The organism is Niastella populi, assembly GCF_002078015.1.
Taxonomy (GTDB): domain Bacteria; phylum Bacteroidota; class Bacteroidia; order Chitinophagales; family Chitinophagaceae; genus Niastella; species Niastella populi.
In genome coordinates this window covers 19,817-37,357 of sequence record NZ_LWBP01000078.1, presented here as the reverse complement: position 1 = coordinate 37,357, position 17,541 = coordinate 19,817, and the positions used below count along the sequence as shown (strand labels likewise).

Annotated in this window: 14 protein-coding genes; 12 read left to right on the top strand and 2 right to left on the bottom strand. The window is 47.6% G+C overall.

Annotation, left to right across the window (positions count from 1 at the left end):
- The first annotated feature begins 96 nt into the window (after positions 1 to 96).
- From A4R26_RS08445 to A4R26_RS08410, 8 genes are all read left to right on the top strand, one after another.
- Positions 97 to 1,581, top strand: coding sequence for an NCS1 family nucleobase:cation symporter-1 (locus A4R26_RS08445; protein ID WP_242674864.1), 1,485 nt, complete (start codon positions 97 to 99; stop codon positions 1,579 to 1,581).
- Positions 1,565 to 2,947: a dihydropyrimidinase gene (gene hydA / locus A4R26_RS08440; RefSeq protein ID WP_081163348.1), complete on the top strand. Its 1,383-nt coding sequence runs from the start codon at positions 1,565 to 1,567 to the stop codon at positions 2,945 to 2,947. Before A4R26_RS08445 ends, hydA begins: the two co-directional genes overlap by 17 nt.
- A gap of 137 nt (positions 2,948 to 3,084) precedes the next feature.
- Positions 3,085 to 3,951 (top strand): nitrilase-related carbon-nitrogen hydrolase, encoded by an 867-nt coding sequence (locus A4R26_RS08435; protein ID WP_207625713.1) that lies wholly within the window; start codon positions 3,085 to 3,087, stop codon positions 3,949 to 3,951.
- Positions 3,952 to 4,025: 74 nt separating this feature from the next.
- Positions 4,026 to 5,363 (top strand): NAD(P)-dependent oxidoreductase, encoded by a 1,338-nt coding sequence (locus A4R26_RS08430; RefSeq protein ID WP_081163346.1) that lies wholly within the window; start codon positions 4,026 to 4,028, stop codon positions 5,361 to 5,363.
- Between the two features lie 172 nt (positions 5,364 to 5,535).
- A complete protein-coding gene (preA, locus tag A4R26_RS08425) occupies positions 5,536 to 6,804 on the top strand; it encodes an NAD-dependent dihydropyrimidine dehydrogenase subunit PreA (protein WP_081163345.1) in 1,269 nt (422 codons plus the stop codon).
- A gap of 722 nt (positions 6,805 to 7,526) precedes the next feature.
- Positions 7,527 to 8,924, top strand: a complete 1,398-nt coding sequence (locus tag A4R26_RS08420; RefSeq protein WP_081163344.1) for a T9SS type A sorting domain-containing protein — start codon at positions 7,527 to 7,529, stop codon at positions 8,922 to 8,924.
- Positions 8,925 to 9,092: 168 nt separating this feature from the next.
- Positions 9,093 to 10,475, top strand: a complete 1,383-nt coding sequence (locus A4R26_RS08415) for a T9SS type A sorting domain-containing protein (RefSeq protein ID WP_081163343.1) — start codon at positions 9,093 to 9,095, stop codon at positions 10,473 to 10,475.
- Between the two features lie 206 nt (positions 10,476 to 10,681).
- A complete protein-coding gene (locus tag A4R26_RS08410; protein WP_081163342.1) occupies positions 10,682 to 11,749 on the top strand; it encodes a hypothetical protein in 1,068 nt (355 codons plus the stop codon).
- A gap of 155 nt (positions 11,750 to 11,904) precedes the next feature.
- On the opposite strand, the gene A4R26_RS08405 is transcribed toward A4R26_RS08410, so the two are convergent.
- On the bottom strand, positions 11,905 to 12,549 hold the full coding sequence (locus A4R26_RS08405) for a pyridoxamine 5'-phosphate oxidase family protein (protein WP_081163341.1): 645 nt from the start codon (positions 12,547 to 12,549) through the stop codon (positions 11,905 to 11,907).
- An 84-nt stretch (positions 12,550 to 12,633) separates the two neighbouring features.
- Between A4R26_RS08405 and A4R26_RS08400 the strand changes: the two genes are divergently transcribed.
- Both A4R26_RS08400 and A4R26_RS08395 read left to right on the top strand, forming a co-directional pair.
- Complete coding sequence (locus tag A4R26_RS08400) at positions 12,634 to 14,106, top strand: aminotransferase-like domain-containing protein (RefSeq protein ID WP_081163340.1); 1,473 nt, start codon at positions 12,634 to 12,636, stop codon at positions 14,104 to 14,106.
- 606 nt (positions 14,107 to 14,712) lie between these two features.
- Entirely contained in the window at positions 14,713 to 15,096 is a 384-nt protein-coding gene (locus A4R26_RS08395) for a response regulator (protein WP_081163339.1), read from the top strand.
- Between the two features lie 6 nt (positions 15,097 to 15,102).
- On the opposite strand, the gene A4R26_RS08390 is transcribed toward A4R26_RS08395, so the two are convergent.
- The gene (locus A4R26_RS08390; RefSeq protein WP_081163338.1) at positions 15,103 to 15,855 is read right to left on the bottom strand and encodes a sulfite exporter TauE/SafE family protein; all 753 of its coding nucleotides are present in this window, start codon (positions 15,853 to 15,855) and stop codon (positions 15,103 to 15,105) included.
- A 305-nt stretch (positions 15,856 to 16,160) separates the two neighbouring features.
- On the opposite strand from A4R26_RS08390, the gene A4R26_RS08385 reads away from it, so the two are divergent.
- Together A4R26_RS08385 and A4R26_RS08380 are read left to right on the top strand one after the other, a co-directional pair.
- Positions 16,161 to 16,925, top strand: coding sequence for a GH12 family glycosyl hydrolase domain-containing protein (locus tag A4R26_RS08385; RefSeq protein WP_081163337.1), 765 nt, complete (start codon positions 16,161 to 16,163; stop codon positions 16,923 to 16,925).
- A 23-nt stretch (positions 16,926 to 16,948) separates the two neighbouring features.
- Positions 16,949 to 17,425, top strand: coding sequence for a CAP domain-containing protein (locus tag A4R26_RS08380; protein ID WP_165760194.1), 477 nt, complete (start codon positions 16,949 to 16,951; stop codon positions 17,423 to 17,425).
- Positions 17,426 to 17,541 lie beyond the last annotated feature (116 nt).

Genomic DNA, 17,541 nt, shown 5'->3' with positions numbered 1-17,541 from the left:
ACCTGGCCTATTTAACCGTAGCTGCGGTTTTTCCGTTCCCGCCCAACAATTCCTTTACCACACGCTATAGCCATATGGAATAACCATATTATGGAAATGAACAATAAATCGCTATACAGTGAAGACCTTGCGCCCGTTCCGGTAGCCGACCGCAAGTGGAATACCTGGAACTACGCCGCCCTGTGGATCAGCATGAGCCTTTGCATCCCTACTTACATGCTGGCCAGTTCGCTTATAGGCGGTGGTATGAACTGGTGGCAGGCGATCCTTACCATATTTCTTGGCAATACCATTGTACTGGTACCCATGATCCTTAACGGACATGCCGGTGCGAAGTATGGTATTCCTTTCCCGGTTTTTGCGCGTGCCAGTTTTGGGGTGCGTGGGGCCAATATTCCCGCTATGCTGCGGGCAATTGTAGCCTGTGGATGGTTTGGTATTCAAACCTGGATAGGCGGTGCAGCGATCTACCAGATGATAAGGGTATGGAGTCCTTCGTTGCCTGAAATTGATGCGTCCGCCTTATTCCCACAGGCTGTTCCGTTCCTTTGCTTTTTAGCTTTCTGGGCATTGAATATGTTTATCGTTTACCTCGGTGTTGAAAGTATTCGCAAACTGCTGGTGTTCAAAGCTATTTTTCTTCCCGTGGCGGCGCTGGCCTTGTTGTTCTGGGCTATCAACGCATCCAACGGTTTAGGCCCTATATTACAACAACCTTCCAAATTCACCACCGCCGGGCAGTTTGCCGATTTCTTCTTTCCGGCCCTAACGGGTATGGTTGGGTTTTGGGCCACCCTTTCGCTTAACATTCCCGATTTTACGCGGTACGCCAAAAGCCAGCAGGCGCAAATAAGAGGTCAGGCCCTCGGTTTGCCGCCTTCCATGACGCTTTTTGCGTTTATAGGCGTGGTGGTCACTTCTGCCACAACCATCATCTACGGCACTACCATTTGGGATCCCGTGGTGCTTGCCGGGATATTTGAGAACAAACTACTGGTGAGCGCAGCCATGATAGCCGTGGCCATTTCAACGCTCGCAACAAATATTGCCGCGAATATTGTTAGTCCGGCCAATGACTTTGCCAACCTCGCGCCTTCAAAGATCTCCTTCCGCAAAGGCGGTTATATAACCGGTGTACTGGGCGTTCTCATCTTTCCCTGGAAACTGATCGCCGACCCCACCGGTTACATTTTTACGTGGTTAATTGCATATTCAAGTTTATTAGGCCCGGTAGGCGGTATCATGATCGCCGATTATTATTTCATTCGCAAACAACAGTTATCAACCGCCGACCTGTACAAGGTGAGCGGGCTATATACTTTTAAGAACGGGTTTAATTACAGCGCCATCATTGCCTTACTGGCAGGCATAGTGCCGAATATCCCGGGCTTTTTGACTACCATAAAGGTCATTGGCGCTGACAGTGTACCGGCCTGGATCGCGCATTTATACAACTATGCCTGGTTTGTCGGCTTTTTTATTTCCGGGTTGTCTTACCTGCTCCTGATGCGCAGGTACAAACCGCTGGTATCCGATTCACTCACCGCTAAAGAAGAAACACTGCATGTCGCTCTTGATTAAAAACGGACGGATCATTACTGCCGATGCTGATTTCACCGCTGATCTATTCGTGGATGGTGAAACTATTCAGGCTGTTGGCAGGAACCTGAACATAAAAGCCGCCAGGGAGATCGATGCTTCGGGTAAACTGGTTTTCCCCGGCGGTATCGATCCGCATGTGCATCTCGATATGCCATTTATGGGCACCTTCTCCAGCGACAATTACGAAACCGGCACAAGGGCAGCTTTATTTGGCGGTACCACCATGGTCATTGATTTCATTCTGCAAAAACAAGGCAACTCGTTACAGAGCGCTCTCGATGAATGGCGCTCGCGTTCCGATAATAACTGCGTGGGCGATTACAGTTTTCATATGGCGGTGACCGATTTCAACGATAACACGCGCACCGAAATAAAAAAGATGATAGAACAGGAAGGCATTACTTCCTTTAAAACCTTTATGGCGTATAAGGGTGCGCTGATGATCGACGACCGGCAAATGATCGGGTTAATGGAAGAAGTAAAACAGCATGGCGGCCTTATAAACGTACATGCCACCAATGGCGATATGATCGATTACCTGGTGGCCAAACATCGCGCTGAAAAGAAATTATCGCCTTTGTATCATTACCTGTCGCAACCCGAGATAACCGAAGCCGAAGCTTCGGAGCGGTTTGCCGATATGACTTACTACACCGGTTGTCCGGGTTACATCGTACACCTTACCTGCGAAGGCGCATTGAATGCCGTTCGCAATGCAACGCGGCGTAACCAGAAAGTATTTGTAGAAACCTGTATTCAATACCTCCTGCTCGACGCCTCGCTGTATGAAAAAGATTTTGAAGGTGCGAAATGGGTGATGAGCCCGCCATTGCGTGAGCCAAAAGATCAGGCAACCTTATGGGCGGGTATCAACCAGGGACTGGTGCAGGTAGTGGCAACGGACCATTGTCCGTTCAAATGGGAGCAAAAGCTGATGGGCAAAGATGATTTTTCAAAGATCCCGAACGGGCATCCCGCTATCGAGAACCGCATGGAATTATTATACAGCGAAGGCGTGCATAAAGGAAAGATCAGCCTGAACAAATATGTGGAAGTGGCCTGTACCAATCCCGCAAAGATCTTTGGCATGTTTCCCCGCAAGGGAACCATAGCGCCGGGCAGCGACGCCGATTTGGTGATCTTCGACCCCAACGAACAACATACGCTTTCTGCCGCCACGCACCATATGAACGTCGATTACTCGGCCTATGAAGGCTGGCCTGTAACGGGTAAAGTAAAAACGGTGGTGCTGCGCGGGCAGGTAGCCATTGACAACGGAAAATGTTTGATAGAAAAGGGATACGGGAAGTTTATAAAGCGGAATAAAGTAGCAGGAAAAATATAAAGGGTTTGTGGTTTATTGTTTTTGGTGTATGGTTATCCTGTAGCGGGATTGCTGAAAGAACCGGAGGTACAAAGACAATAAACGCTTCTCAAACTGAAGAACTATAAACAATAAACTATAAACAATAAACTGCATTTATGGCTCGAATTATTAAATCGGGATTGATACAAATGAGTTTGCCGAAGACGGAGGGAGAGGGAACCATAGAAGAGATCAAAGAAGCGATGGTGCAAAAACACATTCCATATATTGAACGCGCCGGTGAACAGGGTGTGCAGATCCTCTGTTTGCAGGAGATCTTCAATACGCCGTATTTCTGTCCGGGCCAGGACAGGGCCTGGTATGAATCGGCTGAAACCGTACCGGGGCCAACCACAGAGCGCATGGCGGAATATGCAAAGAAATATAACATGGTGATGATAGTGCCTGTGTATGAAAAAGAACAGGCCGGGGTGTTATACAATACTGCGGCAGTAATCGATGCCGATGGCACCTACCTCGGAAAATATCGCAAGAACCACATTCCGCATACATCGGGTTTCTGGGAGAAGTTTTTCTTCAAACCCGGTAACCTCGGGTATCCCGTATTTCATACGAAGTATGCAAAAGTAGGTGTGTATATCTGTTATGACCGGCATTTTCCCGATGGTGCAAGGGTGTTGGGACTGAATGGTGCAGAGATCGTTTATAATCCATCTGCAACTGTGGCGGGTTTGTCGCAATACCTGTGGAAGCTGGAGCAACCGGCGCATGCTGCGGCAAATGGTTATTTCATGGGTTGTATAAACCGGGTGGGACAGGAAAAGCCCTGGAACCTCGGTAAGTTCTATGGGTCTTCTTATTTCGTTGATCCGCGCGGACAAATATTTGCCATTGCTTCGGAAGATAAAGATGAGCTGCTGGTAGCGGAATTCGATTTGGGAATGATAGAAGAAGTAAGGAGTGTGTGGCAGTTTTACCGGGACCGAAGACCGGAAACGTATGGGAAATTGGTGGAGTTGTAAATTTTTAATGTGATAATTCGATAATGTGATAATATGATAATGGAATACAGATGTACTAATTTCAAATTGAATTAATGCCAATAAAGAATAACCGTTTAACGGCTGAACAATACGAACAGAACTTCAGTGATATTCACCCGCCGTTCGACAGCAGGGAATCGGCGCTGGTGGAAGCCAATCGTTGTTTGTTCTGTTACGATGCGCCCTGTACCAAGAGTTGTCCTACCAGTATCAATATTCCAAAGTTCATTAAACAAATAACTACCGATAATGTAAAAGGATCGGCGCATACCATTTTTGTATCCAACATTATGGGGGCGGGTTGCTCGCGGGTTTGCCCGGTAGAGAAATTATGCGAAGGCGCCTGTGTGTTCAACCTGTTGGAAGAACCGCCGATCCCCATTGCCCGGTTGCAACGCTATTCAACCGAAATGGCCATGGAGAAAAAGTGGCAGTTGTTCGAACGCAAACCGGCTACCGGGAAAAAGGTAGCGATCGTAGGCGCCGGTCCGGCCGGGTTAAGCTGTGCGCATGTGTTGAGCCGTGAGGGTATTGATGTAACTGTATATGAAAAAGAAAGCAGGGGCGGTGGTTTGATGACCTATGGTATTGCCGCTTACAAGGTAACGCCCCGTTTTTGTGAAGATGAGGTAAACTATATAACCTCATTGGGTGGTATACATATAAAATACAACCAGGAATTGGGTAAAGATCTAACGCTGGCCGAACTAAAGAATAATTATGATGCGGTGTTCCTGGGTTTTGGGGTTGGCCTTGCGCGGCAACTGGATATTCCCGGTGAAGAACTGGGCGGTGTGGTGGATGCCATTAAGTTTATTTATGACATCCGCGCCGGTGCATACCAACAGGTGCCCGTAGGCGACAGAGTTGCAGTGATAGGAATGGGTATGACGGCCATCGACGCGGCTACGCAGGCAAAACGACTCGGCGCCAAAGACGTTACGCTCGTCTATCGCAGAACGCAGGAGGAAATGCCCTGTACAGAAGCGGAGCTCGATCTAGCGAAGCTCGATGGCTGCCGCGTAATCTGGCTGGCGGCGCCGGCTATGTTGAAAGGCGAACATGGAAAAGTAACACAACTGGTTTGCAGCCTGATGCAGTTGGGCGAACCCGATACCAGCGGCCGCCGTTACCCGGTAGCAACCGGTGAGCAGTTCATACTGGAAGTTGACATGGTTATTAAAGCGGCCGGACAAATTCCTTTTTCAGAACTGGTAACGGCTAGCCAGTTGGAAAATACTTATGGAAAGGTGGTGGTGCAAACCAATGGCGCAACCAATATAGCCGGTGTATTTGCCGGTGGCGATTGCGTGAATGGAGGGAAGGAAGTGGTAGATGCGGTGCAGGCGGGGAAAATTGGGGCAGGCGCTATATTAGAATATTTGTTTTAGAAATGAACATTACTATTTATAAAAGGCAGTTTATGGTTTATGGTTTGTTGTTTATTGTTTTTTCTGTGCATCGTAACTACAAATAGCAGGATTTAAACAGTCGCGAACCTTGAAATAAACAACCACAAACCACAAACCACAAACCACAAACCACAAACCACAAACAAATAACATGGCTGATATCTCTGCAAACTTTCTCGGGATAAAATCTCCCAACCCTTTCTGGCTGGCGAGTGCGCCGCCTACCGATAAAAAGATCAACGTGCTGCGGGCCTTTGAAGCCGGCTGGGGTGGCGTGGTTTGGAAAACCCTGGGCAGCCAGGTAAAAAATGTCTCGAGCCGCTACTCGGCCTTACATTACAATGGCTCGAAGGTGATGGGCTTCAACAATATTGAGTTGATCAGCGACCGCCCACTCGAACTCAACCTGCGCGAAATAAAAGAGTGCATCAAATTGTTTCCCGATCGCGCCATGATCGTTTCGCTGATGGCCGATAATACCCGCGAGAAATGGCATGAGCTCATTGCCCAGGTAGAAGATACCGGCGCACACGGACTGGAGCTCAACTTTGGTTGTCCGCATGGTATGACCGAACGCGGCATGGGCGCAGTGGTTGGACAGGACCCGGAGATAGCCCGCCTGGTTGTTGAATGGGTTATGGAGAAAGCCACTATCCCTGTCATTACAAAACTCACCCCCAATGTGCATTCGGTTGTGCCAACCGGAAAGGCGGCGGTGGAAGCCGGCACCAATGCATTGTCATTGATAAACACCATACAATCGGTAACCGGTATCGACCTCGATACTTTTGTGCCCAACCCGTATGTGGCGGGTAAATCAGTATTTGGCGGTTATTGCGGCCCGGCGGTAAAACCCATTGCGCTGAAAATGCTGGCCACCATCAGCCAGGACCCGGTAACCAGTAAAGTGCCGGTATCGGGCATTGGTGGTGTAAGCACCTGGAAAGATGCGGCGGAGTTTATGTTGCTGGGCGCTACAACCGTGCAGGTATGTACGGCCGCCATGAAACATGGTTTCCGCATTGTGGAGGATATGTGTGAGGGGCTTAACAACTGGATGGATGAAAAAGGGTTCAGGACCATCAATGATTTCATTGGCAGATCGGTGCCGCATCTTACCCAGTGGGAAGAACTGGATATCAATTATCATATCGTTGCAAATATTGACCAGGAAAAATGTATTCATTGCGGGCTTTGTTATATTGCCTGTGAAGACGGGTCGCATCAGTCGATCGGCCTGCAATACGGAAACCCGTACAACACGTATACCATCAAGGAGGAAGAATGCGTGGGGTGTAACCTGTGTATGTTGATTTGTCCGGTCGATAACTGCATCACCATGGTTGAACAACGCAAGGGACCCGATTATGTGAACTGGAAGGAGTACCAGGCAAGAGGGCTGCCCTTGAATGATCACTAGGAATATCGAATGTTGAATGTAGAATTTTCAATGTTGAAGTGAATACAGGGAAATGAGAAAAGAAAAAGGGAATACAGGAGGAGTTGACTTGTTGACGAGTTGACTTGTTGACTTGTTAACCAGTTAACTGGTTGGCGGGTTGATAAAGGCATACCCAAACCCTTTTGATATTAAATGTATGGCTTTAGACCTAACCTTTGACCTGCATTCGCTTGCAGCTTGCGACCGTAATTTGTATTTTCGCTTACGGCTGTTCTCCCCATATAACAGAAGACACTCATGTGAATAAAAATATTTCCCACCCAGGCAACCTTTTTATTGGCTGGTACTTGCTAAACAAGGTAAATTAGTACTACCTAACGCACAGGGATAGACAGAAAGGCTCGCTTCTTTAAAAGACAATTCGTACAACTCAGATCAATTTATTGAATTGGCAAACATGATGTTTCTATAGCGGAAACATATGCACTCTTTTGTTTTGGCCCATTGATGAGCTCATCGGGTTAAGCTGTATTTGCCTGAACGACCGGTTATTTAGCGTATTCGCGATGTATTCGCTACAGCAACCTGTAGCCTGAAATTGTTATGCCTGTATGCGTAGGAAACCCGGGCGCCGGCGCCTGAACAAAGAACTGTAAACTGAACTATGAACTATGAACTATGAACTGTGAACTATGAACTGTGAACTAACGATTCTCCATAACTATTAAACTACTGAAACTATGAAATCTGTCATTTACACTTTATTCCTGGGTTTTATTGTACAAACGGCATTGGCACAAACACCGCCCGCCACCTGGCAGGAGCATTGGTTTGAGCATAACCAGTTGCTTAGCCGGAAATTTTATGATAACGACGTGGCGGTATATTACGACAATGCCGTCAGTAATTCCGTTACCTGGCCCAATACATTCCTTGGCGATGTATGGCGTTATACAAAAAGCGTGTATGGCAACTTTGGCAACGATCCCCACCTGTTTGCCATTTTTCATACCAATAAATACAGCGGCGGGCATCCTTCCACTTATTTCGATGCCAGTCACGATAACCGCAACGTGATCGATGTGGGCCCGGGTCCCTGGACAAGCGGTACCGGCGGCGACCTCGACATCACTACGCATGAAGTGGCGCATATTGTAGAAGGCGCCAGCAAAGGTATTCATGGTTCGCCGGCCTTTCCCATCTGGGGCGATAGCAAATGGGCCGAGATCTTTATCTATGATGTGTATCTGAAGTTGGGCAAAACAGGTGAAGCTACCCGCTGGTATAACCAGATGCAAAACAGCACCGATAATTTCCCGGTGGCCGGCACACACTGGTTCCGCGACTGGTTCTATCCCATTTATAATAACTACGGCGGTACACAGGTGCTGAACCGCTTCTTTACTTACCTCGCGCAGTATTTTCCAAAAAGCGGCAACAACTATAGCCGCGATATGAACTGGGGCGAATTCATTCATTTCTGGAGCGGCGCTGCGGGTGTAAGCCTTAAACCGCTGGCTACGGCGGCTTTCGGCTGGACGAGCACTTTTGAAACCCAGTTCAACCAGGCGCGGAATGATTTTCCTTTCACCTATGGCACCGGTGTGGTTAATGTTTACAAACATTGTAACTATGGCGGTTATGTAACGGCATTGGGTGTTGGCAATTATACCCTGGGACAGTTACAAAACCTCGGGGTGTTGAACGATGATATTTCATCGGTAAAAGTGAACAGCGGTTACCAGATCCAATTATACTGGGACGATAATTTCACCGGCACCACGCTTACACTTACCGCCGACAATTCCTGCCTGGTTGCCAATGGTTGGAACGATAAGGCTACTTCTGTAAGAATAACTACCGCCGGTGCAGCTGCAAGAGCTGCTACCATTGCTGAAACCGCAACGGATAAACAGTTGCTTATTTATCCCAACCCGGTATTGGAAGAATTACGTTTCAATACCACCCTGCCATTGTCGGGTGCAACGATCAGGGTGCTCGATGTAACAGGCCGCGAAGTGCTTCAAAGCCGATATACTACGAATACCATAAACGTGTCGAAGCTGGGAGCGGGGGTTTATACCTTAATGGTGATCAATAAAGATAAAAGCTTCATAAGAAGGTTTGTTAAGCAATAATCAAAGTTTGTAAGTTGTTCAGTTGTTCAGTTATTGAGTTAACTTTTTAAGGGCGCCGATGCGCCCGAGTTCTATAGCAATCAATAGCGAGTTTCGAACTGAACAACTGAACAACTGAACAACTGAATAACTGAATAACTGAATAACTGAATAACTAAAACTATAACTATGAAACATTTTCTAACTATTTGCCTGCTTATATGCATTATGCAAACAGTAAACGCCAACTCAGGCATCTACGCCGGCGGCCCTGTTTACAAGAACCGCAACTATTCCATCAGCGAATTAAAAGGCTCGGGTTATACCTGCGTGGTGGTGTGGACCATTCACATCGATGCCAGTGGTAATTTTAACTTCAATGCCGAGTTCCCGCTGGTACAGAATGGGGCTTATGTTGGCGCATCTTCCTATCCGAACTTCGCGGGTGATATTGCCTCGCTGAAATCGGCGCCTACTTCCATCAACCGGCTGGAGTTCTGTTTAAGCGCCTGGGGTTCCTCCACCTTTGCCAATATCAGGAACCTGATCAATGCGCAGGGCACCGGTTCAACCAGTATCCTGTATAGGAATTTCGAAGTATTGCGAAATACGTTTCCCGCGGTGGATGCCATTGGCTTTGATGATGAAAGCACGTATGATGTAAACTCCTCTACCGCGCTGGCGGTGATGCTGGGTAATTTGGGTTTTAAGGTATCGCTGGTGCCGTATACCGCACAGTCGTACTGGACAAGTGTTGCCACCAACACCAATAACCAGCGGCCGGGTACGGTTGACCGTGTCGATCTGCAATGTTATGCCGGCGGTGCAGGCAACAATCCCTGTAACTGGAATTTCGGCAGCATACCGGTATATGCCGGTTTGTGGGATGCTGAAAAATCAACCAGCCAGGTACAAAGCCAGTTAACAACCTGGAGAAATAACTGTGGTGTCGATGGCGGTTTTATGTGGCTGTACGATGATTTCGATAATACAACCGGTACGGAAGCCTATGCCGCTGCCATCAACAATGTATTCGGCGGCGGCGCCGTAAATACGCCCGCAGCGCGCTTCTTTAAAGATTGTAATTATACGGGGTATGCGGTTAGTCTGGCCACGGGCAGCTACACGCTTACCAGGCTGAGGTCATATGGTATTTTAAATGATGATATTTCTTCGCTGACGGTTGAAGGCGGTTATTCGGTGACCCTGTACTGGGACGACAATTACGCCGGTTCCGTTCTCGGCAAAAATACCAGCGATGCCTGCCTGGTCGATGACGGCTGGAACGACAAGGTATCGTCGCTGGTGATCAGCAGCGCCAGTGCGGCGCGGGAGCAAACGGTAACTACAAACGACAGGATCTCAAATATACCGGGGCAACAGGAAATAATATTCCCTGGATCAGCGGGGCCGGCCGGCATTCCCGTACGGATATACGATATTATGGGCAGACAGGTGATGACAGCGAGACCGGTTGCCAACCGCATCAATATTAATTCATTGTTACCGGGCGTGTATGTGATGGTGTATGTGAAGGACGGACGGCAGGTTTCGAAGAAGTTTGTAAAGTAGGAATAGGCCAGTGGGTTGTGGCGAGTAACGAATAGAAGGTAAAATTGCTGATTTAGGGATTTCGGGATTTTGAGATTTGGTTTAATGCCGAACATCATAAAATCCAAAATCTCTAAATCAGCAATTGCTTACCTGTTTTTATCCCCCATTGCAATTTTTTTCTCTCTTTTGTTTTAAAAAAGCCGTGGATATCTTACTTTACAACCATGGCGCCAATATCAAAGGGTAAATTCAACAACCGGCAGTGGCTTTTGATCCTGATCCTTTTTGCCATGATGTCGGTTATTTCGTTTTATATCTTTCAACATGCATTCGCATACCGGCGTGTTCAGGTAGAAGTATTGGTGGCCGCTACCAGTTTAACGCTTTTCTTCGGTTTTATCCTGTTGGTAACCATGCAGGGTTTCAAGTCGGTTGATATTTATGAAGACGGGCTCACCGTAAAATGGCGTTTTTCTGCCCGCGTATTCAATAAAGTAGATCTTAAAGCCTTTTCTGAAACTACCCGCAAGCAGATCAATTACATCGTAATAAAAACAACGGCCGAAGATATAGTGCTGCCCGAACCGCTTATCAGCAACTATGCAGATGTGATACAGCAACTGCAGAAATGGAAAATAAAACGAAAGTTCGAACTGCCCATTACCCGCCATTCACGATACGAGAACAGGGGAGTAGGGGTAATCCTGTTGGTTGCGGGGGCATTCCTGTTTGGGTTTACGATAAAGTCGATCATCATGCCCGAATTATCGGTTGATGGCACGAAACTCATTACACTTAATGGCCGCCTCAGCATGCCGCCCGATATAAAAGGGCCAACCGCCAGAAACGCATTTAGCTACATGCAATTATACCTGATAGAATATCCCGGCATCAACTTTCATATAGATGGGGTGGGTTTTAATTCTATCAGTCAAAAGAAATTGAGCGGCGCTACCCGCGGTACGCCGGTTGAGCTCAGCATTCTTAAACACGAATATGCGGTGAAGATCAGGAATACCGAAGTGCCGGGTTATTTCGATAAACACTACGAGTGGGCTACGATCTATACGTATAGTCTTACCATGAACGGCGAGCCGTTGCTGACCGTTGACAGCTATAATGAAAGCAAACATTCGCTCGATAACAGCAATAAAAAATGGAGTGTGCTTATTGCCATCGTGGCCCTTTCCATGTTTGCCTATGGCTTCATGCTCTATCGCCACCGGAATAAGGTGCCCGTAACAGTACCAGTGGCGGAAGTGCCCGCCAAACCGGTGCCCGATAAAATATAATTCTTCAATACTGAACAGCGGTTGTATCCTGAACCCGGTAATTAGTTTGAAAAGTAAATAATTTATTTCGCCATTACCACTGTGAAAGGAATTACAGTTTTATAAAGCCGGCGCAATAGCGCGAACCCTCATTATCACATTATCAAATTATCACATTAGCTAATTAGCTTTCCCGGCATCAGGTGTTTCGGCAGCGGGATCTCCTGGCTCAATAGATCGGGCTGCGGATCGCGGCGAATGGTTTCTATGGGAATAATACCCGACCATATCGGCAGCGGTTTGTCCTCCTCTTCATCGTTCGGCATTCCAGTGCGCACCTTGGCCGAGGCTTCATCGATATCAAAAGCGATCACCGTTGTTTTTTTAACCTCATTGTCTTTCATGGGGCGCAGGTAATCCCAACTGTCAGGTACGATCTTATTGGTAAGCCATTCCAGCACATCGGCTTTTAATTTCGCTTCATCTATTTTTACTCCATTTGAAAAAAGCACTACCGACCGGTAATTCACCGAATGCGAGAAAGCCGATTTGGCAACCACCAGGGCATCGAGCAGCGTAACGCTTATACAAACCGGTACGCCTTTTTCCAGTTCCCAGATAAAATGACTGCCTACGGAACCATGGATATATAATTTATTCTCATACCGGACGAATGCAGTAGGAATGGAAAATGGCTTGTTGTCGAACACATAGCTAATGGTGCAGAAAAGCGCCTCGTCTAAAATAGGATAGATGGTTTCTTTATCGTAATGCGCTCTTTTGGCCGACCGGCTGGGAATCAGGTGTGGTTGTGGTGCCATGTTGCTTGGTTTTTTTACAAAAGTGTATCTTTATTGGACGAGTATAATCATCCGGTTTTTATAAAGTAAGTAGTCCACTTTACCATGCAGGCACTTTCAACCCTTATTTCGATCGAAAAAGACAGTATTCAACCTGTGTATCTGCAAATTGCCAACCAGTTAATGGTGTTCATAAAAGATGGCAATCTGCAGGCCGGCCACCGGCTCCCCAGCACCCGGCAAATGGCCGACTGGCTGCAGGTGCACCGCAAAACGGTGATACAGGCCTATGATGAACTGCTGGCGCAGGGCTGGATCGAAAGCCGTACGGGCAGCGGCACGTACGTGGCCAAACATTTACCGGAAATACATCCGCGCAGTTTGCTGAACGGTTCTGTCAAACCCATTAACCCGGCGCATGTGGCCGGTTTTGAATTTGAGGAAGCGCCGCACCTCGACCGGCCGGTCATTTGGTCAAAGCACAAGTATCACCTCGATGATGGTTTCCCCGATTCGCGGCTGGCGCCATTGGAAGAACTGGCACGCGCTTACCGCAGCCAACTCCTTACCGGTAATCCGTATGTGCGTTTAGGCTATGGCGATACGATGGGCTCGCTGTGGTTACGGCAGGTGCTGGCCGATTATTTAAACGATACGCGCGGACTGAAAGTGACCGCCAACAACATCCTGATCACCCGTGGTACGGTAATGGGACTGTACCTTTCCTGCACCGCATTTTTACAACCCGGCGATATTGCGGTAGTAGGGGAGCTGAATTACAATGGCGCCAACATGAATTTTTTACAGGCAGGCACCAAACTGTTGAAGATCCCGGTTGATGAACATGGCATTGTGGTAGAGGCCCTGGCAGCTATTTGCCGCAAACAGCGGGTACGCATCGTGTATGTGACCTCGCATCATTTCTACCCAACCACTACGGCTTTGCGTGCAGATCGCAGAATTGAATTGCTGCGGCTGGCCGGGCAATACGGCTTTATCATTTTTGAAGATGATTATGATTACGATTTCCATTACCTGAGCAAACCGCTGCTGCCGCTGGCCAGCGCCGACAAGGCGGGCATGGTGTTATATTGCGGTTCCTTCACCAAATCTATTTCACCTGCTTTTCGCGTAGGTTACCTGGTGGCTTCGGAAAATGTGATCCGTCACCTCGCAAAGCTGCGCCGCATCATCGACAGGCAGGGCGATAATATGCTGGAGAATGCCATTGCCGAATTGTTGCAGAATGGTATCATTCAGCGATACCTGCGCAAGGCGATGCGCACGTACAAACAGCGGCGCGATGTGTTTTGCGAGCTGTTGAAAAATAACCTCGGCGATTATCTCCAATTTCAGGTGCCGGTGGGTGGTATGGCCGTATGGACGCATTTTGATCCGGCCATTGATATAAACGCCGTAGCGCAAAAGGCATTGGCGCATGAATTATTCTTTTCGCCCGGGTACAGAAATGATGATGTAACACCGGTGCTGAATGCCACAAGGCTGGGCTTTGCATCCTCTACGCCCGATGAACTGGTAACCTGTGTGGAGATCATGAAGAAGGTGTTGAAGAGGTGAGTGGGGAGGGTTATGGGTGCAGCTGTAAGCTGTAAGCTTCAAGCTTCAAGCTGTAAGCTGTAAGCTGTAAGCGAAATACAAGGCTGAAGGGCAAATACAGCTGCAAGCTTCAAGCTGTAAGCTGTAAGCGAAATACAGCTGAAAGGGAAATGCAGCTGCGGGCCAGAAGCCGGATGCAGCAAATTCGGTTAATCATACGCTACAGCAGTTTAGCAATTATTGACTTAAAGCAAGCCCGTTTTAGGGGCGAATAAATAAAAGTATGTATCGCGTTAAAATATTAAACGCTTTTCAATCTTTACACACATCCATATTTGTTAGTGTTGCAATTATTAAATTAATTTCGCATGCAATCAGCAGACAATATGTTATACAAACGCGAATAGCATTGTTCTGCCTGCTGAGCCTTCCAATCCCTTCGAATGCTTTAGGCTTACCGGTCTTTCACCGGAATGATTTGTTCGATTCTGAAACCAGTGTAGTTCATTTTACATCCCTGCTGAAGGTTTAACCCTTTCTTTATTACAGAGTACAGGTTATTACCATTGATATTTATCAACCGGTAAGCAGGGTTGTTTGTCTAAAATATCTTATTGAATAGTAGCTATGGAAAATGCACAGTTGGTTACAATTGCTATTGTAGATGATCATTCGATGTTACGGCAGGCCATTCATTTACGATTGAGTTTACTGGGATATAAAATTGTGTTGGAAGCGGAGAATGGCAGAGACTTTTTTGATAAATTATCTGTGTTGACGGAGCCGCCCGATGTTTGCCTGCTCGATATCAATATGCCGGTAATGGATGGTTTTGAAACGGCGGCAACTTTAAAAAGAGACTGGCCGCAGATAAAAGTCGTTTTTTTTACCATGCATAACAGTAAAGCGTTTGTGAATAAAGCCAAACAACTGGGAGCCGATGGCTTCCTGTCGAAAGATGCTTCCATGGAAGAATTGAAAAAGGCTTTATCGGTTACAATGCCTGAATAAGCGATATTACCGTTTTAAAAATATAAAGATGGCGCCTATAAGCGTGAGCACGATCACTACCTGGCGGTACAGATCGTCTTTTATGCGGGCCACCAGTTTTATGCCGCACCAGAACCCAAGCAACAGAAATGGTACCAGTGCCAGATCGGTGAGCAGGGAGCTGGCGGTAATATTCTTCCAGTAAAATACCTGGAAGGGCAATTTAAAGAGGTTGATGATAAGAAAGATCCACGCGCCGGTTCCGATAAAATCATTTTTCGGCAAACGCATGGCCAGAAAATAAATGTTCGAAAAGGCGCCCGCGAGGTTGCCCAGCATGGTGGTAAAACCCGAAACCAGTCCCATACCGGCGGTAAATAATTTATTGCCGGGGATCACCATTGCTTTCCGGAATTCGATCGCCAGCATGATCACCACCGTAAGCACAATGATGGTGGCCATAACCTTCCTGAAAATAGCTTCATTCAGGTCTTTTCCCACAAATACGCCTATTAAGATGCCGATTACCATCCAGGGCATCAGCTTTATTACGTGCGGCCATTGCGCATGGCGGTGGTAATATTTTACCGCCAGGATATCTGCAACGCATAATAAAGGCAGCACGATACCGGTGGAGGCCTTTCCCCCGAACACGATTGTCATAATGGTCACGTTCAGCATATCGATGCCTTTTAAGCCGGCTTTTGAAAGCACGATTATAAAGGCGGAAAGCGCTATCAGCATCAGGCTGGAGGTAGCGTATGCAGCAAACAAATCCATGTGCGATCAGTATAATTATAAAAAAAGCCAAATATAACAATCGGGTACCTTTTTTGAAACATTCCACTACCCTCATAGTGCGAATGCCTGATTAAATTCATAGTGACCGCCTGATGCTTAACGCTGAAGGCGTAACGCTTAACGCGAAGCAACAAATGTGCTGCATTCCGTATTGGTGTTTAGCCCGCTGCATTTTTGCGAAGTTTCAGATAACTGGTATAGCCAGCCGGAGCGGAGTTTAGCGTTCTGCGTTTTGCGTTCAGCATTGAGCGTCTTTTCAATTATTAACCATAAAACAAATCACCATGAATCGACAACTAACGATTGCGCTTGCATGCACTGCCATTTTGCTGACTCATTGTAAAAAAGAAAAGACAGTTCCCGAACCTGAAGTACAGGCCGCCTGGTCGAGCAGCGCCCAGTGGGGCACCTGGAACAATGGCGGTTATACCCTGTACAATAATATCTGGGGCAGCGGAGCAGGCTCGCAAACCATTTGGGCCAACAGTTACAGCAACTGGGGCATCTGGGCCAACCATCCCAACACGGGCGGCATAAAATCGTACCCGAACAGTACCCGTAATGTGAACCGGGCGCTGGGTTCACTCAACTCGCTCACCAGCAGCATCAGTGTTACTTCGCCATCGGGCGGCGCCTGGACCTCCTGCTTCGATGTGTGGGACAATAACCACCAGCACGAAATTATGCTTTGGATGAATTACACCAGCAACAGCAATGGTTCGGGCAACATTAAACCCATTTCCTACAATTGGAACGCTTCGGGCAACCCGGTGCCGGTATTCACCAACCTATCGGTTGGCGGCGCTACCTGGAATGTATTTCGCGGCAGCAATGGCTCCAACAACGTATACTCCTTCCTGCGCACATCGAAGACCAATAACACTACGGTCGATATCCGTGCCATCGCCAACTGGATCAGGAACCAGGGCTGGTTCGGCAATATCACCATTGGCGATGTGCAGTTCGGGTACGAGATCACCTCGAGCTACGGCACCAATGGAAATGGTTTGCAATGGACAACCAACAGTTACTCTGTAAGCTTTAACTGATTTTGCAATTTATAATGGTACTAATGCATACCGCTGTAAAGTGCTGCTGCAGGCTGTTGATGGTAATTGTAATGTTGCCGGCCTGCCGCAAGGAAAACCATATTGAGCGAACCGTCAAAAGCGAAATGCTCGCGGCCGTGAATGCGCTTCGCCAGTCGGGGTGCGCCTGCGGTTCCACCCAAATGCCGGCGGTAAAGCCGTTGCGCTGGAACGATACGCTGGCCCTGGCTGCGCTGGCGCATGCCCGCGATATGAATGCCAATAATTATTTCAGCCATATTTCACCGGGCGGCACTTCACCCATTCAGCGGGCTATTATGTTGGGATATTCCGGAAAATATGTAACGGAAAATATTGCAAAGGGGTATACCTCAATTAAACCGTTGATGCAGGCCTGGCTGCAAAGTGAAGAACATTGTAAGGCCATGATGGATAGTGCGCAAACAGCTATAGGCGCCGCCAATGTGAATTCGTACTGGGTGCAGGAGTTTGGCCACTAGCGTGGATTTGATCAGTTGACGGGTTGACGGGTTAACAAGTAAGCAGGTCGTTTTTCGCAAAAGACACACAAATAAAAAAGTGCCACTCATTTTACGAGTGGCACTTTTGCTATAGT

Excerpts from the sequence above, each read along its gene's own strand:
- A4R26_RS08390 (WP_081163338.1), bottom strand. The coding sequence starts at position 15,855 with ATGGATTTGTTTGCTGCATACGCTACCTCCAGCCTGATGCTGATAGCG.
- A4R26_RS08410 (WP_081163342.1), top strand. The coding sequence starts at position 10,682 with ATGGCGCCAATATCAAAGGGTAAATTCAACAACCGGCAGTGGCTTTTG.
- A4R26_RS08430 (WP_081163346.1), top strand. The coding sequence starts at position 4,026 with ATGCCAATAAAGAATAACCGTTTAACGGCTGAACAATACGAACAGAAC.
- A4R26_RS08415 (WP_081163343.1), top strand. The coding sequence starts at position 9,093 with ATGAAACATTTTCTAACTATTTGCCTGCTTATATGCATTATGCAAACA.
- A4R26_RS08435 (WP_207625713.1), top strand. The coding sequence starts at position 3,085 with ATGGCTCGAATTATTAAATCGGGATTGATACAAATGAGTTTGCCGAAG.
- A4R26_RS08445 (WP_242674864.1), top strand. The coding sequence starts at position 97 with ATGAACAATAAATCGCTATACAGTGAAGACCTTGCGCCCGTTCCGGTA.
- A4R26_RS08405 (WP_081163341.1), bottom strand. The coding sequence starts at position 12,549 with ATGGCACCACAACCACACCTGATTCCCAGCCGGTCGGCCAAAAGAGCG.
- hydA (WP_081163348.1), top strand. The coding sequence starts at position 1,565 with ATGTCGCTCTTGATTAAAAACGGACGGATCATTACTGCCGATGCTGAT.
- A4R26_RS08395 (WP_081163339.1), top strand. The coding sequence starts at position 14,713 with ATGGAAAATGCACAGTTGGTTACAATTGCTATTGTAGATGATCATTCG.
- A4R26_RS08380 (WP_165760194.1), top strand. The coding sequence starts at position 16,949 with ATGCATACCGCTGTAAAGTGCTGCTGCAGGCTGTTGATGGTAATTGTA.
- A4R26_RS08420 (WP_081163344.1), top strand. The coding sequence starts at position 7,527 with ATGAAATCTGTCATTTACACTTTATTCCTGGGTTTTATTGTACAAACG.
- A4R26_RS08400 (WP_081163340.1), top strand. The coding sequence starts at position 12,634 with ATGCAGGCACTTTCAACCCTTATTTCGATCGAAAAAGACAGTATTCAA.
- preA (WP_081163345.1), top strand. The coding sequence starts at position 5,536 with ATGGCTGATATCTCTGCAAACTTTCTCGGGATAAAATCTCCCAACCCT.
- A4R26_RS08385 (WP_081163337.1), top strand. The coding sequence starts at position 16,161 with ATGAATCGACAACTAACGATTGCGCTTGCATGCACTGCCATTTTGCTG.